The sequence below is a fragment of the Actinoplanes sp. NPDC019969 genome, from assembly GCF_055562375.1.
Genome location: NZ_JBVHFK010000010.1, coordinates 201,210 through 218,673 on the forward strand (window position 1 = coordinate 201,210; position 17,464 = coordinate 218,673).

Consider the following 17,464-nt stretch of genomic DNA (forward strand, 5'->3'; position numbering starts at 1 on the left):
GTCAACGCCTCCCGGCGGTGGATCCGACACCGAGCAGCGAGGTCGTCGCGGCGGCGTCACCGAGCAGTTCAGCGGCGCGGCCCTGCCAGGCGACGCGACCGGATTCGATCACCATGGCGTCCGCGGCGAGCTTGCGGACGACGGCGAGGTTCTGTTCGACGAGCAGCACGGGTACGCGTTCCGCGACCCGGGCCAGCACACCGGCGACCGCTGTCACGACCGCCGGGGCGAGCCCTTTGGTGGGTTCGTCGACGAGCAGCAGCCGGTTCGGGTTGAGCAGCACCCGCGCCACCGCGACCATCTGCTGCTGCCCGCCGGACAGGGTGCCGGCCCGCTGCCCGGCACGGGCCTTCAGCTCCGGGAACAGGTCGTGGACGAGGGCGTAGTCCGGGTCCGGGACGCGTTCGGCCAGCCGCAGGTTCTCCGCGACGGTCAGCCCGGCGAACACGCACCGGTCCTCCGGCACGTAGGCGAGGCCGTCCCGGATCAGCCGGTGGGTGCGCCGCCCCAGCACCGGGCGGCCACCGAACTCGACGGTTCCCTCGGCCGGGACCTCGCCGAGGACGGCCCGCAGCGTGGTGGTCTTGCCGACGCCGTTGCGGCCGAGCAGCGCCGTCACCCCGGTGGGCGCCACCTCGAACGTGACGCCCTGCAGGATGTGCGAGCCGCCGAGCCGCACCGACAGGTCGGCGACCCGCAGGATCGGGGTGCTCACAGGGCCTCCCCGAGGTATGCCTGCTGCACGAACGGGTCGGCCATCACCGCGGCCGGGGTGTCGCAGGCCCGCAGCGCGCCGTGGTGCAGCACCGCGACCCGGTCGGCGCGCTCTCCGACCGGGTCGGCCGCCGCCCGCTGTACCTCACCGGCGCCATCGGCCTCGCCCTCTGGTCCTACGTCTTCTTCACCCTGATCGGCAGCCGCTCCGAACCGAAGATCATCCTCGCGGTCCTGGTCGGCCTGATCCTGCACGCCCTGATGTACGCCCCGCAGGCCGCCTTCTTCTCCGAACTGTTCGGCACCTCCGTCCGCTACACCGGCGCCTCCGTCGGCTACCAGCTGGCTTCGATCCTGGCCGGCGCGCTCGCCCCGATCATCGCCTTGAAGCTGCTCGGCGACGTCTCCGCCCCGAACACCACCGCCGTAGCCATCTACATGACCGTGGCCTCCGCCCTCACCGTGATCGCCGTCCTGCTGTCCCGCGAGACCGCCGGCTCGTCCCTGAACCACGACCGAACCCTCGACACGGCCGACCCCGTGACCACCGCCGACCGCTGACCGTTCCCCGAGGGCGCCGCCCTTCCAGCGGGGTCCGCGCCGGCCGGCAACACCGATGGCCATGCCCTCGGCGGTGTCCAGCCTGCTCCCCGGCAGCCGGCTCGCGTTCGGTGCCCCGAGCAGGGCCGCCATCCCCGCCGTCACCGCCGGCCGGGCCCGCGCCGGATCAGGCTGAACGCCACGATGATCGCGGTGACCAGGCACAGCGTGGCGTTGACGGCGATCGCGGCGCGCAATGTGCCCGCATCACCCGCCGAAGCTCCGATCACCGCCGATATGACCGGGATGCCGAGAGCGATGCCGATCTGCTGGCTCATCATCGCCAGCCCGGAGGCGAGCCCCTGCTCCCGGTCGGGCAGTCCCGAGGTGGCGGTGACCATGAACCCGACGATGGCGACCAGGTTGGCGACGCCACCGGCGAACGTGGCGATCAACAGCAGCACCAGCCCCTCCCGGGAGTCGCCGAGGAACAGCAGGAGCGACGTCGCCTGGACGGTCAGCCCGAGCGCCAGCGCCCAGGCCGGGTCGCCGAGCCGGGCGATCACCCGTGGGCCGAGCACGCCACCGAGGAGGGTGCCGAGCCCGAGGACCGCGAACGACAGGCCAGCGGCGAGCGGTGTGAAGCCGAGCACCTCCTGCAGGTAGAGGGTCAGCACGAAGACGAGCGAGGTCTCGGTCGCGAACGCGAGGACACCGGCGAGATTGCCCCAGGCGACGGTGCGCCGGCGCAGGATCCGCACCGGCACCAGCGGCTCGGCGACCCGGCTCTCGATCGCCAGGAACATCGCCAGCAGCACGGCGCCGGCCAGAAGGGCGCCCCAGGCGCGGAGGTCGGCCCAGGTGTGCTCGCCGGCGCTGGTGAAGCCGAAGACCACCACCAGAAGCCCGGCGGTGACCGTGGCCGCGCCGGCCACGTCCAGCCGGGGACGACGGCCGGGCCGGCTCTCGACGAACACCACCGGGGCGACGGCCAGCACCGCGACCGCGACGCCGACGTTGACGAAGAACGCCCACCGCCAGCTCAGCAGGTCGGTGAGGACCCCGCCGAGGATCGCCCCGGTGGTGAAACCGGCGGCCATCAGGGCTCCGTTGAGGCCGAGCGCGCGGTCGCGCCGTGGGCCTTCCGGGAACGAGGTGGTCAGCAGCACCGCGAGGACGAGGCGTTCCCGGCCGGGAATCGCGGTCCGCGGCGGATGTGTGGTGGTCATGCCACGACCCTGGCGCGCCGCGCCGGGCGTGACCAGATCCCTGTTCAGGCTGGTAGCGGCCGATACTGGTACCCGCTGATGGTGGTACCAACAGGGACAGGCGACACCGGCGAATGCCGGGCAGGATGGGGCCATGCGGAACGAGCTGGCGGACTTCCTCCGGACCCGGCGGGCCCGGTTACGGCCCGAGGACATCGGATTGATCTCGTATGGGACGCGCCGGGTCCCGGGCCTGCGGCGCGAGGAGCTGGCCCAGCTGGCCGGGGTCAGCCCGATCTACTACACCCGGCTGGAGCAGGGGCAGAGCACCAACGCCTCCGAGGCGGTGATCGAGGCCATCGCCCGGGCGCTCGCCCTGACCGATGACGAGCGGGCATATCTGCACGAGCTGGCCCGGCCACGGCCGGCGAAGCGAGGCCGCGCGCCCCGGCCGGAAAGGGCGCGACCAGGTGTCGAGCGGCTGATCGCAACGATGCGGGACGTGCCGGCGATCGTGCTGGGGCGGCACAGCGAGGTCCTGGCATGGAACGAGCTCGGCCACCTGCTGTTCGCGGGGCACTACGACAGTGCGGCGCCGGCCCGGCCGGCGGACCGGCCCAACGTGACGCGGATGCTGTTCCTGGACCCGCACACCCGGGAGCTGTATCGGCGTTGGGACGAGGAGGCCGGCCGGGCGGTGGCGTCGCTGCGGGTGACCGTGGGCCGCTGTGCCGACGATCCGGCCCTGACAGCGCTGGTCGGTGAACTGACCGTGAAGAGCCCCGAGTTCGCGGCGTTCTGGGCCGAGCACCCGATCCACGTCTGCGGGACCGGCACCAAATATCTGCACCATCCGGTCCTCGGCGATCTGGAACTCGACTGCGAGGTCCTGCACCTGCCGGAGGACGACGGACACCGGCTGTTGACGTATACGCCGAAGCCCGGATCGGCCGATGAGGCCGCCCTTCACCTGCTGCGATCCGGTCTCGGCCACGCCGCCCGGCGGGAGACCGGTGATGTGAGCGCCCACGGCGCGACGGTGAAGGCGCGGCCGTGAGCGCGCGCCGCCCCTCCGGCCTCAGCGCGGTCCTGCATGCCGCCGCGGTCGTCGCTTTCGGGCTGATGGCGTTGCTCGGCGTCACCTCGCTGGCCTCCGCCGCGCGAGTGATGGGCGTGCCGATGCTCATCGCCGGAGCCGCGGGCGCGTCCGGCGCCCTGGTCATCCTGCTGGGTGGCCCGCAGCGGGCGGCTCGCGCCGGCATGTTCCTGGCGGCGGTCGTCACCGTCGGTGCCGGCTTCGTGCTGGCGCCTGCCGGAGGGGAGCGCGGGTTCGTCATCGGGGTGAACGCGCTCGTCGGCGCCCTGCTGATGTTCTTCGCTCTCCTGGCCGGTGAGAAGCCGGCGCAGGAGGTGCCCGGCGGGAAGCCAATGGGGGAGGTGCCCGGCGGGAAGCCAATGGGGGAGGTGCCCGGCGAGAGGACGGTGTAGCAGGCGACGGCGTGTTGGATGAGAGGACGGGCGACGGTGAGGTCAGCGACCGGATCTGAGGGCGACCCGGCGGTCGGGGACGGCGGCGAGCACCGACTCGACCAGTTCGATGGCGCGGGAGAAGGTGATCAGACGGTCCAGCATCAGCTCGGTGACGACGGTTTCGCGGCCGATCAGCACGAGGCCGTTGACGGCCACCACGTCTTCCAGCAGGCGCATGCCGACCTCGAGTTCGACCACCCGGACGCTGCGGATCGTGTCCGACGCCGCACGCACGCCCATGAGCCGGCGCAGCGCGGCGAGGACGTGCGGGGCATGACCGGCGCGCTCCTCGAGGGCGCGGATCGCCTCGGCGGCACCGATGCCGCGGCTCTGCAGGGTCTCGAAGCCGATCGCCGTGCGGATCACCGCGATGCCGTCCCGGACGTGCGCCGGCCGGTCGTCCGTCGCGGGCGGGCCGTCGCCGAGACCCCGCAGGATCTGCAGCACGTCCCGCATCTCCGGGATGTCGCCGAGCAGCCGCACCCCGATCGCCGGCATGTCGTCGACGGAGGCCTGCTCGGCCGGGCTCAGCGGCAGACCCTGGTCCAGCCGGGACAGCACGTCGCCGGGCACGGCCACCGCGCCGAGCTGCGACGCCATCGCCGCCGCCTCGATCTCCCACAGCCCGCCGAGTTCCAGCAGGTGACACAGTCTGCCGACCAGGGCGCTGATCCGCCCGGCCCGCTGGTAAGCCGTCGGGTTCGACAGCTCCAGCACCCCGAACAGCGCCCGCACGCTGGTGCGCAACGTCCGGTCCAGGCGTTGCAGATCCTCGACGGCCTCGGCGTTCTGCCGGACCGAATCCCGGATCGCCGCCCGCAACGTCTCGGTGTCCGCCGGTTTCACCAGGTATCGGTAGACGCCACCGGAGTTGATCGCGGCGACCGCGGTGGCCACGTCGCCGTACCCGGTGTGCAGGATCCTGGTGGCCGCCGGATGCTCCATCCGGACCCGGTGCAGCAGTTCGATGCCGTTCATCCCGGGCATCCGCATGTCACTGATCACCGCGGCCGCCGGCCCGTGCTCCGCGAGCAGCGTCAGCGCCTGGGCGCCGCTGGTGGCGGTCAGCAGCCGGTAGTCACGCCCCAGTTGCAGGCGCACCGCTTCCAGCACCTGTTCCTCGTCGTCGACGGCCATCACGAGGGGTTTCCCGCTGTCGACGACCTCCGCCTGGTACAGCTCGATCCGCATGTCGCGCCCTATCGCCCGGCCGGGCGACCAGTTGAGCGATCTTGCTGCCGAGGCGCGACCGAAGGGGCCCGTCAGTTGGCTCGGACCGCGGTGGGCCCGGTGGGCGACAGCCGGCGGGTCCCGTTCGCTGCGGCGTTCCGGGAGCGGGCCGGCCAACGACCGAGAGGAGGCGGCGACGATCATGTCGAGGCCCAGCGCACAGGACTGCCAGTGCGAACGATCGCCGGCGGGCTGGTGAGCAACTGGCCGCGACCGATCACGGATGCCGGAGGAAGGAGTTGATCATGGCGGTGGACTGTTCTCACGTCGTCGCGGTGCGCCACGTGCATGAGGGCGGCATGATCACGAAGGGGAGAGGCTCGGCTGGGTACTCCGTCTGCTCGCCATCGGCTTCACCTGGCCGAATCATCGCGTGGGCCGATCAAAGGGCCGTCGTGGTGACATTCGCGGCAGTGCCGCTGAGGTACGGAGCGGTCTTCCCGGTCATGCCCGGCACGCGTTGCGACCGGTATTGATCGCGGAAGGTGATAACAGCCGAACGGTCCTCGGCCGGTTGACGAGAGGGCGCGGAAGGTGGGAATGCCAGGGCGGGTTGCCGAGGGTGCGGCGAGTCAACTCAGCCGGGGCTTGATGTCGAGGAGGTCGGGGGAGGGGAACTCAGCGGGGCCGGTGTCCTCGACGCTGTCCCACTCGATGCCGCCGAGCAGTTCGCCGCGCTCCGGGTCCTTGATCGAATAGAGGACGGCCGGCGTGGGAATCCCGGACGACGGCGTCCACGCGGACCGTCATGCCCTCGCCGTAGCCGTGCTCGAAATCGATGGACGGGCAGCCGCATCCGCACGCGTTGACCACCCGAACCTCGGCGGCCTGCGGACGCAGACCCGCCACGGAGACCACCAGGGCGTCGAGAACGGCGCGTTCACGCGGGGTCAGCGGCCTCGGATCCATGTCGATCATCGTGTCGGGGCCAGTCGCGGAACCGGGCCCGCAGCCGGGCCACCTCGGCGGCGTCGAGACCGTAGGCGGTGAACGCACGGTCCGGGGTCTCGTCGAGGCGTCTGCCGGCGGCGGCGACGTCCTCGTCGAACAGGCCCGGATCGACCGTCCGGGCCAGGTCCAGCAGCACGGCGGGGGACCGGCCCGGCAGGAACGCCGCGACGTCGACGAAGTCCCGCACCTCGGCCCGGTTGACCAGGGCGGCGACCTTCCAGGCGATCAGGTCGCCGAGGGCCATCACCCGGCCGATGTCCAGCAGCACCGGCTCCTGTGTGCGGGACAGGTGGCCGAGACTCAGCCGGACGGCGCCGGCGCCCGGCTCCGGACGGTACGCGACCAGCTCCGACATCACGTAATCCAGCCCGTCGATGATCTCCGAGCTGGCGTCGACCCGCTCCACGCTGATCCCGGCCGCGCGCAGCGCCGTCACCACCGCGTCCGTGGCGGCGAGCACGCTGCAGTCCTCGTCGCCGAACACGTCGACGTCCTCGGTGGGGCGCGACACGATCCCGTGCAGGATCAGCGCGAGACCGCCGCCCAGCGCGAACCCGAACCGGTCCGCGACCGACAACGCGATCCGGGCGACCTGCAGGTGGAACGCGTCGATCGGGCCGGTCAAGCGGCGAGCCCGGGATGCACGGCCTCCCACGCCTGCCGGACACCCCGGGGAAGGTACAGCTCCGGCCACAGATCGGCCAGCAGAGTTCCGTTGAGCCAGGTGCGCAGCTCCCCGGACTGGACGGCCTCACGCAGGACGATCTCATAAAGACGCTTGCGGTCGTACGGGTCGTCGAGGTCGAACCGGCCCGCCGGCGACGGCGCCCACACCAGCCGGTGCGGCAGATCCACCACCCCGGTCACCGGGCCGCGCAGCGTGCGCAGGTCGGCGGCCACCAACGCGCGCCGGCCCGGCCGGCTCCGCCGTTCCGCCGCCAAAGTCCCGGTACTCATGTCACCCAGCGTACGCGGTCGCCACGTCCCCGGAACAGCCACGATGCGCCCGCCGGCCACTTCCGGGGGTAGCGAGTGCGGCCGGGGTGGTGAGAGCGCACCGGCCGGTCGAGGAGGTGAGGGCGGTCCGCCGTGGTGAGCGGTCCGGGCGGGTCCCGGGTGGCGAAAGGGAGAACCGGGGGTGGTTGGGGCGGCCGGGTAGGCGCGGGTGGTGAGGGAGGTCCGGGCGGTCCGGACGGTCCGGGGTGGTGAGGGTGGCCCGGACCGCCGCCGGGCCGGACGGTTCAGGACGCCGGCGCGAGGCGGTGGAGCAGGCTGACCTGGATGTCGCCGTCCAGCAGTTCGTCTGTCCGGGCGAGGAAACCGCGCAGGTGCGGGCGCTCCAGATTGGCGGCGTGCTCCTCCGGCCCGCTCCACACCTCGTAGAAGTGGAACGACCCCGCGTCGTCCGCCGCCACGTGCAGGTCGTAGGCGAGACAGCCCGGCGAGCGGAGGGTCGGCGGGACGAGGGCGGTCAGGGCCTCCCGCAGCGCCGCCTCCCGGCCCGGCTTGGCGCGGAGGTGGGCGAGGACGGTCAGGTTCTCTGGCATCGGTGTGGATCTTCCGTTCGGTGCCCGGTCATGAGCGCCGGGCTGTCGGACACCGACGTTAGGGCGCACCGGCACGGGCGTACAGTCCACTTGCGTGCCTGTCGACCGGACCAATCGCGTCACCGCCCTGCTCCTCGAGCTGCCCGGCGACGGGCGGCCGATGCACGAGCGGCTCACCGGCGCCATCCGCGCGGGCATCGCGCAGGGCCGGCTCGAACCCGGTCACCTGCTGCCGTCGAGCCGGGTCCTGGCCAGCGAACTCGGCTGCTCCCGCTGGGTGGTCAACGAGGCGTACGCCCAACTGGCCGCCGAGGGGCATCTGGCGACCCGCCAGGGGTCCGGGACCCGGGTCGCCGCGTACCCCGCCGCCCGTACCGTGCCGTCGCCCGTCGCAACCGCGGACCCCGAACCGCCCGCATCGCATGTCGACCTGCGGCCCGGCGCCCCCGACGTCAACGGGTTCCCCGCCGCGGCCTGGTTGCGTTCCCTGCACCACGTGCTGACCGATCCGGCCTGGTCGCCGCCGGTCTTCCCGCCCCCGGCCGGATCGCCGCGGCTGCGGCAGACCGTCGCCGCCTACCTGCGCCGGGCCCGGGGCATCCCGGTCGACGGCGACGACGTGATCATCACCTGTGGCACCTCCCACGGCATGGCGGCGGTGGCCCGGGTCCTGGCCGGCGGCAGGGGCGGCGTCGCGGTCGAGGACCCCGGCTGGTTCCGCCTGCGCGAGGTGGCGGCCGCGGCCGGGTTGCGTCCCGAACCGGTCGCGGTGGACGAGCACGGCATCGACGTCCGGGCGCTCCGCCGAGTCGATGTCGGCGCGGTGATCTGTGCCCCGGCACACCAGTTCCCCAGCGGCGCGCTGCTGTCGCCGGAACGCCGCCGCGTCCTGCTGGACTGGGCGTCCCGGGTCTCGGCCACCGTCGTCGAGGACGACTACGACGCCGAGTTCCGCTACGACGGCCGCCCGGTCGGCGCGCTGGCCGGCCTCGGCCGTGACCGTGTGGTCTACCTGGGATCCGCCAGCAAGACGCTGCATCCGGGGCTCCGGCTCGGCTGGCTGGTGCCGCCGCCCGCGCTGCGCGGTCCGCTGCTCGCCGCCGTGGAGTCGTCCGGCGCCGGTCCCGGCATCCCGGAGCAGCTGGCCTTCGCCCACTTCGTGGAGACCGGCGCGTACGACCGGCACCTGCGCCGGATGCGCAAGGCGTACCGGCTGCGCCGGGACGCGCTGCTGAGCGCCCTGCGGGACCATGATCTGGCAGCGCCGCCGGGCATGGCCGCCGGCCTGCACCTGACCCTGCCGCTGCCCCCGGACGCCGACGAGCACGCCGTGGTGAGCCGGCTCGCCGGCCTGGGCGTCACCGCGATCCCGTTGTCGCGTTACACGATCCGCCCACGGCCGCCGGCGCTCGTCCTCGGTTTCGGCCGCCTGCCGGTCTCCCGGGCCGGGTGGGCCGCCGGCCGGATGGCGACGGCGATCCGCGACAGGCCGTAAATCGGGCGACGCCTTGTGTTCACATCGATCAGCGCCTATCGTCCGCAGGAAAGCGCTTTCCCCCCGCTTGAAGGCGTGACCAAATCCCCAGATGAAGGCGAGACAGGAATGAGACGACCAGTCGCCCTCCGGTGGCTAGCCGGCGGCGCCACCGCGATCGCGGGCGCCGCGATCATGATCGCCCTGCCGACGGCGCAGGCCATGGCCGCCGACAACCTGAGCCTCAACGCCGGCGCGGACGGCTCCAGCAAGGCCAGTGGCACCAGCTACGGCAACGTCAAGGACGGCAACACCGGCACCTACTGGGCGCCGAACAGCGCCACCGGGTACGTGTCGGTCAAATGGGGCAGCGCGACGACGGTCTCCTCGGCTGTCATCAAGCAGGCCTCCGGCGGCGGCTCGATCAGCTCGTGGCGGCTGCTCAACGCCGACTCCGGCGGTGTCCTGGCCAGCGGCAGCGGCAGCCCGAGCACGATCTCCTTCGGCTCGGCCTCGCTGAAGAAGATCACCTTCGAGATCACCGCCGCGTCGGGCGCGCCGCGGATCGCCGAGTTCGAGACGTACGGCTCCGGTGGAACCACCCCGACCACCAGCCCCACCGCGAGCCCGACGACCAGCCCGACCGGCAACCCGAACCCCGGCACCGGTACGCCGACCGGCCAGTGGCCGTCCTCGGCGGGCAACGTGTCGATCTCCGGCACGGTCAACGTGTCCGGCGTCTTCGACGGCGGCATGAAGACGTACTGCTGCATCGGCGACGGCTCGCAGAGCGAGTCCCAGGACCCGATGTTCAAGATCGCCAACGGCGGGACCCTGCAGAACGTCATCATCGGCTCGCCCGCCGGTGACGGCGTGCACTGCGAGGGCACCTGCACCATCAAGAACGTGTGGTGGAACGACATCGGCGAGGACGCCGCGACCTTCAAGGGCACCGGCGGCGGTACGAGCTACGTCATCGGTGGCGGCGCCCGGAAGGGCAGCGACAAGACGTTCCAGCACAACGGCAACGGCACGGTCAGCATCTCCGGCTTCTACCTCAGCGGCTCGGGCAAGCTGTACCGCGCCTGCGGCAACTGCTCCTCGTCGTACCAGCGCCACGTGAAGATCGACAACGTGCTGCTGAACGACATCGACATGGTCGCCGGCATCAACACCAACTGGGGCGACACCGCCACCATCACCCGGGTCACCCTGACCAGCAGCTCCAGCGCCACGGTCTGCGGCCAGTACAAGGGTGTCGCCAAGGGCAGTGAGCCCAGCTACCTCGGCGAGGGCTGGAACAACAGCAACTGCAAGGTCAACAAGAGCGACATCACCTACAAGTAGGCCGTCCCGGCGGGCGCTCACCGAAGGGTGGGCGCCCGCCGCCCGTCGCGGGCCCGGTCATTGACCGGGGGCGATAGGGTGGCGGACTCCGCGTCGCGCGGTGACGGGGGGGACGTGGCATGGCGGGCAGTCGGGCCGGAGCGGCGGTGGGGGCACTCCTCGCGTTCGGTGTTCTGATCGCCGTCAGCGCCGGCGGGCCGGGGCCGGCCCGCCTCGACGGGGACGGCGGCACGATCGCGTGGACGGTGCGGACCGCGCCCGGCATCAGCGACGCGCACCTGATCGGCGACACGGTGGTCGCGCTGGACCGGGAACGGCTGATCGGGATGAACAGCGCCGACGGCAGCCCGCGGTGGTCGCTGCCCTATCCCGACCACGACACGACGTTCACGGTGGCCGGTGGCATGGTGGCCGTGCAGGGCGGCGTGGACGGGCACGTCGACGTGGTCGACCCGGGCACCGGCCGGGTCGTCTGGTCCGAGCCGCGGACGGTGCGGATGATCGCCCGGGACGACGCGCTCTACCTGGACTCGTGCCCGGACCGGCACCGCACCGCCGGCGACTGTGCCGTCACCAAACGCCGGATCGCCGACGGCAGCACGGCCTGGACGATCAAGGCCCCGGACCTGAGCCTGCAGGACGACGTCATCGGCGGCAGGCGGCCCCTGGCCCCGCCCGCCTCGGCGTTTCTGCCGGTCACCACGTCGGCGGGGGAGAAGCGGCAGGGCGCGCTGCTGGACACCGCCACCGGCGAGCTGCTGCCCGGCCGGGCCGACCATCACGGCTGGTACGTGCTCGCCGCCGGCGGCACCCTCGTCACCACCGACCAGAACCCACCGGGTGGCGCCGGCGACTGCCCGGTGATGATCGACGCGGTCGACGCCCGGGCCGGGAGACCGGCCTGGAAGGGCGAGCTCCACAGCGGCCGCGGCCGCGACAACGAGTGCCGTCGGCGGCTCAGCGGCGCCTTCACGGGCACCGTCATGTTCGGGAGCGGCAGCACGGCCGCCGCCGTCGACCGGAACGGCCGCACCACGCTCGTCGATCTCGGCACCGGCACGGTCCGCTGGCGGGCGGCGGAGCCCGGCGTGCCCGTCGCCGGTGACGACCGGACCCTGCTGGTCCGCGACAACGGCGAGTCCGGCCGGGTGCGACTGCTCGACCTCACCGACGGCAGGCGTCTCTGGACGGCGCCGGATCCCGGCCCGTCCGGCTCACCGGCCGGCCGGGACGCGGTGGTCGCGGGCGACCTGGTCGCGGTGATGGGCGCCACCGGCGATCGGCCGTACGTGCTGGTTCTCGACGCCCGGACCGGCCGCCTGCTGGCCCGCCGCGGCGGCCGGCTGACCGGCATCGGCGACGGCTGGGTGACGGTGATGACGAGTGCCGGCGCCGGCCCGGGCAACCTGCACCTGCACCTGCTGACCTTCTGACCGGCCGTCGGTGAACAAGAGCGATATCCCGTACGAATAAGAAATGGCGAAACCCGGCGGTAAAGGGATCTCCTCCTTTCGTAGGGGGTCGAAGGTAGGGGTTTACAGGTGCGGAGCGGGTCTGGAAAACTCCGTCCTGGAATAGACGAAAGTCATTTTCCTATTTACCGAAACGGGAATCACGGGGATGGGGATTCTGCGATGTCGGTCGGCACACGGGCAAGACTGATCGATGAGCTCACGGAACTGCTGCGGTCGGAACTCGCCGTCGAGGTGCCCACCGCCGACACCGACTATTTCGCGCTCGGCCTCATCGACTCGCTGCGTTCCCTGGAGCTGGTGACGCAGGTGGAGAGCCGGTTCGGCATCGAGGTCGAGGTCGAGGATCTGTCTCTGGACAATTTCCGGACGATCGACCGGATGGCCGATTTCGTCCGGGGGAAATTGGCCGCGACCGGCCGGACCGGCGATGCCGCCCGGTAACGGATCCACGCCGGACGCCGACTTCCTCGCCTTCGTCAGAACCGAAGCCACCCGCTGGGACCGGGACGGCTCGCTGCCCGGCACCGTGGTGACCGAGGCCGGCCGGGCCGGGCTGCTGGCCGCCGACCTGCCGGCCCGCTACGGCGGCGCCGGCCTGACACCGATGCGGCTGGGCGAGTCGTGCGCCCGGGTGGGCGCCGTGTGCACCGCGGTCCGCAGCCTGCTGACGGTGCAGGGCATGGTGGCCGCCGCCCTGGCCCGCTGGGGTGACGCGGCGCAGCGCGACTCCTGGCTGCCCGCGCTGGCCGCCGGGGACGTGGTGGCCGGGTTCGCCGCGACCGAGGCCGATGCCGGCACCGAACTCGCCGCGGTGCGGACCCGCATCGAACGGCAGGGCGACCACCTGGTCGTCCACGGCCGCAAGCGCTGGGTCACCTACGGCAGGCAGGCCGACGTCCTGCTGGTGCTCGGGCTGCTGGACGGGCAGCCGGCGACCGTGCTGGTCGAGTCGGCCCGGACCGGTGTCGCGATCGAGCCGGTGCACGGCCAGCTCGGGCTGCGGGCCGCCGGGGTGGCGCACCTGCGGTTCGACGGGGTCCGGGTGCCGGGGCGCAACCTGGTCGCGGTCCCGGGGTTCGGGCTGTCCCACGTGGCCGGCACCGCACTGGACCACGGGCGGTTCACCGTGGCCTGGGGCTGTGCCGGGCTCGCGTCGGCCTGCGTCGACCTGTCCGCGCGGCACGTGGCCGGGCGTGACCAGGGCGGCGTCCGGCTCGCCGGGCACCAGAGCGTCCGGGCCATGCTGGGCCGAGCCCACGCCGAGACCACCGCCGCCCGGGAACTGTGCCGGCGCGCGGCCCGGATGCGCGCGGACCGTGATCCGGCCGCCATCGGCGAGACGGTGCTGGCCAAGTACGCCGCCGCCCGGGCCGCCGCCGTGGTGAGCCGGGACGCGGTGCAGCTGCACGGCGCGGCCGGTTGCTTGGCCGACAGCGTGGTCGGGCGCTTCTTCCGGGACGCCAAGGTCATGCAGATCATCGAAGGGGCCGACGAGGTCGCCGAGGTCCGCCTCGGTGATTACACGCTGCGCCGGGCCGTCGCGGCCCGGCCGGAGACAGGGGTGTCATGAGCACCGCACTGGCCGAGCTGGGCCCGGTGGCGACCTGGTTCCCGCCACGGGTGGACCGGGTGGCCGACCTGCCGGAGCTGGCGTCCTGCCCGGCCGCCCACCGGCAGCACGCCCTCTCCCTGGGCGTCGACCGGGTCCGGGACGCCGGTGACCTGTCCGAGGTGGATCTGGCCGAGCCGGCGGCCCGGCTGGCGCTGCGCCGGGCCGGGGTGCCGGCGGCCGAGCTGGACGCGCTGATCCTGGTGCAGGGCCGGGCCCCCCGCTATCTGCTGGCCTCCGACGCGACACTGCTCCAGGCCCGCCTCGGCGCGAGCCGCGCGCTGACGCTCGGCGTCGGGGAGCTGGGCTGCGTGTCGGTCTCGGCGGCCATCACCGTCGGGTCGGCGCTGCTGCGGGCCCACCCGCATTACCGCACCGTGCTGGTGGCCATGGGCTCCCGGACGGCCGCCCCCGCCCGGTACCGCCCTCCGATGACGATCCTCGGCGACGGCGGGGCCGCCGTGCTGCTCACCCGGGCCGGTCACGGCGACGGGCGCACCAGGTACGAGCTGATCGACACGGAACTGCGCAGCGAGGGCCGGTATGCCGACCTCTACCGCATCGACTACCAGGACACGCCGCGCGCCCGGTGGGTCGAGGAGTGCACCGACGAGATGACGTACTCGTTCCGCCTCGCCGTGGAGAGCCGCAAGCGGTTCGGCGAGATGAACCGCGACCTCCTCGAACGCAACGGCCTCACACGCGGCGACCTGGCCACGGTGCTGACCCAGAACCTCGCCTCCGGCGCGTTCGCCTTCTGGCGCGAGGCGCTGGAGACGGCGATCCACCCGGTCTGCCCGGCCAACCTCGCCGAGTACGGCCACCTCGCCTCCATCGACATCCTGCTGAACCTGGAGTCCGCGGCGCCCACCCTGCCCGCCGGCGCGACGGTGCTCGCGCTGAACAGCAGCCCGGTCGCGGCCTGGAGCAGCACCCTGCTGCGCCGGCTGCCGGAGGTGGACGGGTGAGCCGGCCCGCGGACGTCGTGAAATGCCTGGTGTGGGACCTGGACGACACGCTGTGGGACGGCGTGGTGCTGGAAGGCGACCGGCCCCCACCGTTCCCGGCCGCGGTCCAGGCCCTGCACGACCTGGATCAGCGCGGCATCCTGCACGCCGTGGCCAGCCGCGGGGACCGCGCGACGGCGCTGCGGCACCTGGCCGAGGCGGGTCTCGACGACCTGTTCAGCGCCGTGGAGATCAACTGGGGTGCCAAATCCGACGCGGTACGCCGTATCGCCGCAACCCTCAACATCGGCCTGGACACCGTCGCCTTCCTCGACAACGACCAGGTGGAACGGGCCGAGGTCGGGCAGGCGCTGCCGCAGGTGCGCTGCTACCCGGCCGACCTCGCCGCCACCCTCGCCGGGCGGCCCGAGTTCCGGCCCGCCGTCGTCACCGCCGAGGCCCGCGGGCGCCGGCACCTCTACCGCGCCGAGTCGGACCGCCGGGCCGCCGAGGCCGGGTTCGACGGCCCGGCCGCCGCGTTCCTGGCGACCCTGGACCTGGAGCTGACGGTACGCCCGGCGACCGAGGCCGACCTGGAGCGAGCCCACGAGCTGACCGTGCGCACCCATCAGCTCAACACCACCGGCCGGACCTTCTCCCTCGGCGAACTGCGCGACCGGTGCGCCGACCCGGACCACGAGGTGCTGGTGGCCGGCCTCCGGGACCGGTTCGGCGACTACGGCACGATCGGGCTGGCGGTCAGCCGGTTCGAGGGCGCCGACGCGGTGCTGGAACTGCTGCTGATGTCCTGCCGGGTGATGTCCCGCGGGGTCGGGGCGGTGCTGCTGGACCACCTGGTCCGGACCGCGGTGGCCGCCGGGCGGCGGCCGGTGGCCCACTTCCTGCCGAACGCCGTCAACCGCGTCATGCTCGTCACCCTCCGGTTCGCCGGTTTCGAGCCGGCCGGCCGGCACGGCGACCTCCTGGTGCTGGCCGTCGACCCGGCCCGCCCGGCCGCGCCCCGGGCCGGGCACGTCACGGTCCGGACGGTCACGCCGTGAACCCGCCGGAGGGGCAGCCGCTGTGGGAGGCGTTCCGCGGCCACGTGGATCGCACCCCGGACGCGCCGGCGCTGGTCGTCGGGACGCGGATGCTGACATACCGGGACCTGGATCACGCCTCGGCGCGCCTGGCGCACCGGCTGCTGGCGGCCGGCGCCCGGCCCGGCATGACCGTCGGCCTGCACCTCGAACAGAGCACGACCACGGTGGCCGGGCAGCTCGCGGCCCTGCGCACCGGCCTGGCCTGGGCCGTGGTCGAGCCGGATCAGCCGTTCGCCCGCCTGCGGGCCCTCGCCGAGGTCACCGACTGCGCCGCGGTGATCCACTCCGGCCGGTGGGACCACGATCCGATCCCCGGCGTCGCCCTGATCGACGCCGGCACCCCCGGCCCGGCCGCCCCGGAGCCACTGCCGCCGGCGGAGCTCTCCGAGGACCTGGTGGCCTATCTGGTGTCCACCTCCGGCTCGACCGGCGAGCCGAAACTCGTGGCGGTGCCGCGGAGCAGCCTGACCCGGTCGATCGCCTCCCGGGCCGGCCTCTACCCGCCGTCCCGCCCGGTGTATCTCAGCGCGTTCCGGCTCTCCTTCGACGGCGCGCTCGAACCGCTGTGCCAAGCGCTCGTCCGTGGCGGCACCCTGGTTCTGCCGGACGCCCGGCGGCTGCGCGACGTGACCGCGCTGGCCGAACTGGCCACCACGTGGCGGGCCACCCATCTGATGCTCACGCCGGCCTTTCATCGGCTGCTCCTCGACCAGGACGGGCCGTGGGCGGACGCCCTGGACCAGGTGATCGTCGGCGGCGAGACCTGCCCGCCCGAGCTGGCCGCCGCGCACCACCGGAGGGTGCCGGGGGTGCGGCTGGTGAACGCGTACGGGCCCACCGAGACGACGATCGCCAGCACCGCCCATCCGGTCCCGGATCCGCCGGGCGCCTCGGTGCCGATCGGCGCGGCGCTGCCCGGTTTCACCGCGCACGTCCTGGACGAACGGCTGCGCCCGGCTCCGGCCGGCGCCCCCGGTGAGCTGTACATCGGCGGGCGGGCCCTGGCCCACGGTTACGCCGGCCGGCCGGGGCGGACCGCCGAGCGGTTCGTCGCCGACCCGTTCAGCGGGCGGCCGGGAAGCCTGATGTACCGCACCGGGGACGTGGTCGTGGCCGAGCCGGACGGGGTGCTGCACTTCCGCGGCCGGGCCGACGACCAGGTCAAGATCCGCGGCACCCGGGTCGAGCCGGGCGAGGTCCGGGCGGCGCTGGAACAGCATCCGGCCGTCGCGTCCGCCGTCGTCGTGGCGGCCCCGGACGCGCAGGGGGACCTCACGCTCGTCGCGTTCTGGCTGGCCCGGGCGGACATCGCCGCGCCGTCGGCGGAGGAGCTGCGCCGGCACTGCCGGTCCCGGCTCGCGGACCCCGCCGTACCCCGCCGCTTCGAAGGGGTGACCGCGATGCCGCTGGACCGCAACGGGAAAGCCGACCGGGACGCGCTGCTGCGCGGGCTCTCCGTCGCCGGGGAGACGCCACCGGCGGGGTGGACCGGCATCGAGCGGGACGTCGCCGCGATGTGGTCGGCGGTCCTGGAACATCACGACTTCGGGCCCGGGGACGACTTCTTCGACCTCGGCGGCGACTCGGCCCGGATCATCGCGCTGCACAAGCGGATCCAGCGGCGCTGGCCCGCCGTCCTGCGCGTCGGCGAGCTGTTCGACCTGACCACGGTGCGCGCCCAGGCCGCCGCACTGACCCGGCGGACCGGCCTGGAACCGGTGGAGACGACCGGCGGCGGCGCCAGCTACGAACTGTGATCCACACGCGACGAGAGCGGGGTACGGGGCGT

The 17,464-nt window shown here is 73.3% G+C and carries 18 protein-coding genes; 11 read left to right on the forward strand and 7 right to left on the reverse strand.

Annotated elements, in window-relative coordinates; genetic code table 11:
- Position 1 precedes the first annotated feature (1 nt).
- Positions 2-715 (reverse strand): ABC transporter ATP-binding protein, encoded by a 714-nt coding sequence (locus ACZ3II_RS28665; RefSeq protein WP_465520972.1) that lies wholly within the window; start codon positions 713-715, stop codon positions 2-4.
- Entirely contained in the window at positions 712-807 is a 96-nt protein-coding gene (locus ACZ3II_RS28670) for an ABC transporter ATP-binding protein C-terminal domain-containing protein (protein WP_465520974.1), read from the reverse strand. Before ACZ3II_RS28670 ends, ACZ3II_RS28665 begins: the two co-directional genes overlap by 4 nt.
- Between ACZ3II_RS28670 and ACZ3II_RS28675 the strand changes: the two genes are divergently transcribed.
- Positions 796-1,275, forward strand: a complete 480-nt coding sequence (locus tag ACZ3II_RS28675; protein ID WP_465520976.1) for an MFS transporter — start codon at positions 796-798, stop codon at positions 1,273-1,275. The two genes, ACZ3II_RS28670 and ACZ3II_RS28675, sit on opposite strands and share 12 nt — an antisense overlap.
- A 140-nt stretch (positions 1,276-1,415) precedes the next feature.
- Here ACZ3II_RS28675 and ACZ3II_RS28680 read toward each other — a convergent pair whose 3' ends face one another.
- Positions 1,416-2,483, reverse strand: coding sequence for an MFS transporter (locus ACZ3II_RS28680; RefSeq protein ID WP_465520978.1), 1,068 nt, complete (start codon positions 2,481-2,483; stop codon positions 1,416-1,418).
- A gap of 133 nt (positions 2,484-2,616) precedes the next feature.
- Between ACZ3II_RS28680 and ACZ3II_RS28685 the strand changes: the two genes are divergently transcribed.
- Positions 2,617-3,519, forward strand: a complete 903-nt coding sequence (locus ACZ3II_RS28685; protein WP_465520980.1) for a helix-turn-helix transcriptional regulator — start codon at positions 2,617-2,619, stop codon at positions 3,517-3,519.
- Complete coding sequence (locus ACZ3II_RS28690) at positions 3,516-3,950, forward strand: hypothetical protein (RefSeq protein WP_465520982.1); 435 nt, start codon at positions 3,516-3,518, stop codon at positions 3,948-3,950. Before ACZ3II_RS28685 ends, ACZ3II_RS28690 begins: the two co-directional genes overlap by 4 nt.
- Before the next feature lie 42 nt (positions 3,951-3,992).
- On the opposite strand, the gene ACZ3II_RS28695 is transcribed toward ACZ3II_RS28690, so the two are convergent.
- From ACZ3II_RS28695 to ACZ3II_RS28710, 4 genes are all read right to left on the reverse strand, one after another.
- Positions 3,993-5,183 carry a response regulator gene (locus ACZ3II_RS28695; protein ID WP_465520984.1) on the reverse strand — a complete coding sequence of 397 codons (1,191 nt, stop codon included), beginning with the start codon at positions 5,181-5,183 and terminating at the stop codon, positions 3,993-3,995.
- Positions 5,184-6,102: 919 nt separating this feature from the next.
- Positions 6,103-6,798 carry a nucleotidyl transferase AbiEii/AbiGii toxin family protein gene (locus ACZ3II_RS28700; RefSeq protein ID WP_465520986.1) on the reverse strand — a complete coding sequence of 232 codons (696 nt, stop codon included), beginning with the start codon at positions 6,796-6,798 and terminating at the stop codon, positions 6,103-6,105.
- Positions 6,795-7,130: a hypothetical protein gene (locus ACZ3II_RS28705; protein ID WP_465520988.1), complete on the reverse strand. Its 336-nt coding sequence runs from the start codon at positions 7,128-7,130 to the stop codon at positions 6,795-6,797. The genes ACZ3II_RS28700 and ACZ3II_RS28705 overlap by 4 nt, the downstream gene beginning before the upstream one ends.
- Before the next feature lie 284 nt (positions 7,131-7,414).
- The gene (locus tag ACZ3II_RS28710) at positions 7,415-7,720 is read right to left on the reverse strand and encodes a putative quinol monooxygenase (RefSeq protein WP_465520990.1); all 306 of its coding nucleotides are present in this window, start codon (positions 7,718-7,720) and stop codon (positions 7,415-7,417) included.
- A 94-nt stretch (positions 7,721-7,814) separates the two neighbouring features.
- Between ACZ3II_RS28710 and pdxR the strand changes: the two genes are divergently transcribed.
- The 8 genes from pdxR to ACZ3II_RS28750 all read left to right on the forward strand — a co-directional run bounded on the left by pdxR (position 7,815) and on the right by ACZ3II_RS28750 (position 17,432).
- Complete coding sequence (pdxR, locus tag ACZ3II_RS28715) at positions 7,815-9,215, forward strand: MocR-like pyridoxine biosynthesis transcription factor PdxR (RefSeq protein WP_465520992.1); 1,401 nt, start codon at positions 7,815-7,817, stop codon at positions 9,213-9,215.
- 108 nt (positions 9,216-9,323) lie between these two features.
- The gene (locus ACZ3II_RS28720) at positions 9,324-10,541 is read left to right on the forward strand and encodes a pectate lyase (RefSeq protein WP_465520994.1); all 1,218 of its coding nucleotides are present in this window, start codon (positions 9,324-9,326) and stop codon (positions 10,539-10,541) included.
- Between the two features lie 119 nt (positions 10,542-10,660).
- On the forward strand, positions 10,661-11,974 hold the full coding sequence (locus tag ACZ3II_RS28725) for an outer membrane protein assembly factor BamB family protein (protein ID WP_465520996.1): 1,314 nt from the start codon (positions 10,661-10,663) through the stop codon (positions 11,972-11,974).
- Positions 11,975-12,175: 201 nt separating this feature from the next.
- Complete coding sequence (locus tag ACZ3II_RS28730) at positions 12,176-12,457, forward strand: acyl carrier protein (protein WP_465520998.1); 282 nt, start codon at positions 12,176-12,178, stop codon at positions 12,455-12,457.
- Positions 12,444-13,586, forward strand: a complete 1,143-nt coding sequence (locus ACZ3II_RS28735; RefSeq protein ID WP_465521000.1) for an acyl-CoA dehydrogenase family protein — start codon at positions 12,444-12,446, stop codon at positions 13,584-13,586. Before ACZ3II_RS28730 ends, ACZ3II_RS28735 begins: the two co-directional genes overlap by 14 nt.
- Positions 13,583-14,593, forward strand: a complete 1,011-nt coding sequence (locus ACZ3II_RS28740) for a hypothetical protein (protein ID WP_465521002.1) — start codon at positions 13,583-13,585, stop codon at positions 14,591-14,593. The genes ACZ3II_RS28735 and ACZ3II_RS28740 overlap by 4 nt, the downstream gene beginning before the upstream one ends.
- Positions 14,590-15,633, forward strand: a complete 1,044-nt coding sequence (locus tag ACZ3II_RS28745; RefSeq protein ID WP_465521004.1) for an HAD-IIIC family phosphatase — start codon at positions 14,590-14,592, stop codon at positions 15,631-15,633. Before ACZ3II_RS28740 ends, ACZ3II_RS28745 begins: the two co-directional genes overlap by 4 nt.
- On the forward strand, positions 15,630-17,432 hold the full coding sequence (locus ACZ3II_RS28750; protein WP_465521006.1) for a non-ribosomal peptide synthetase: 1,803 nt from the start codon (positions 15,630-15,632) through the stop codon (positions 17,430-17,432). Before ACZ3II_RS28745 ends, ACZ3II_RS28750 begins: the two co-directional genes overlap by 4 nt.
- Positions 17,433-17,464: the final 32 nt, after the last annotated feature.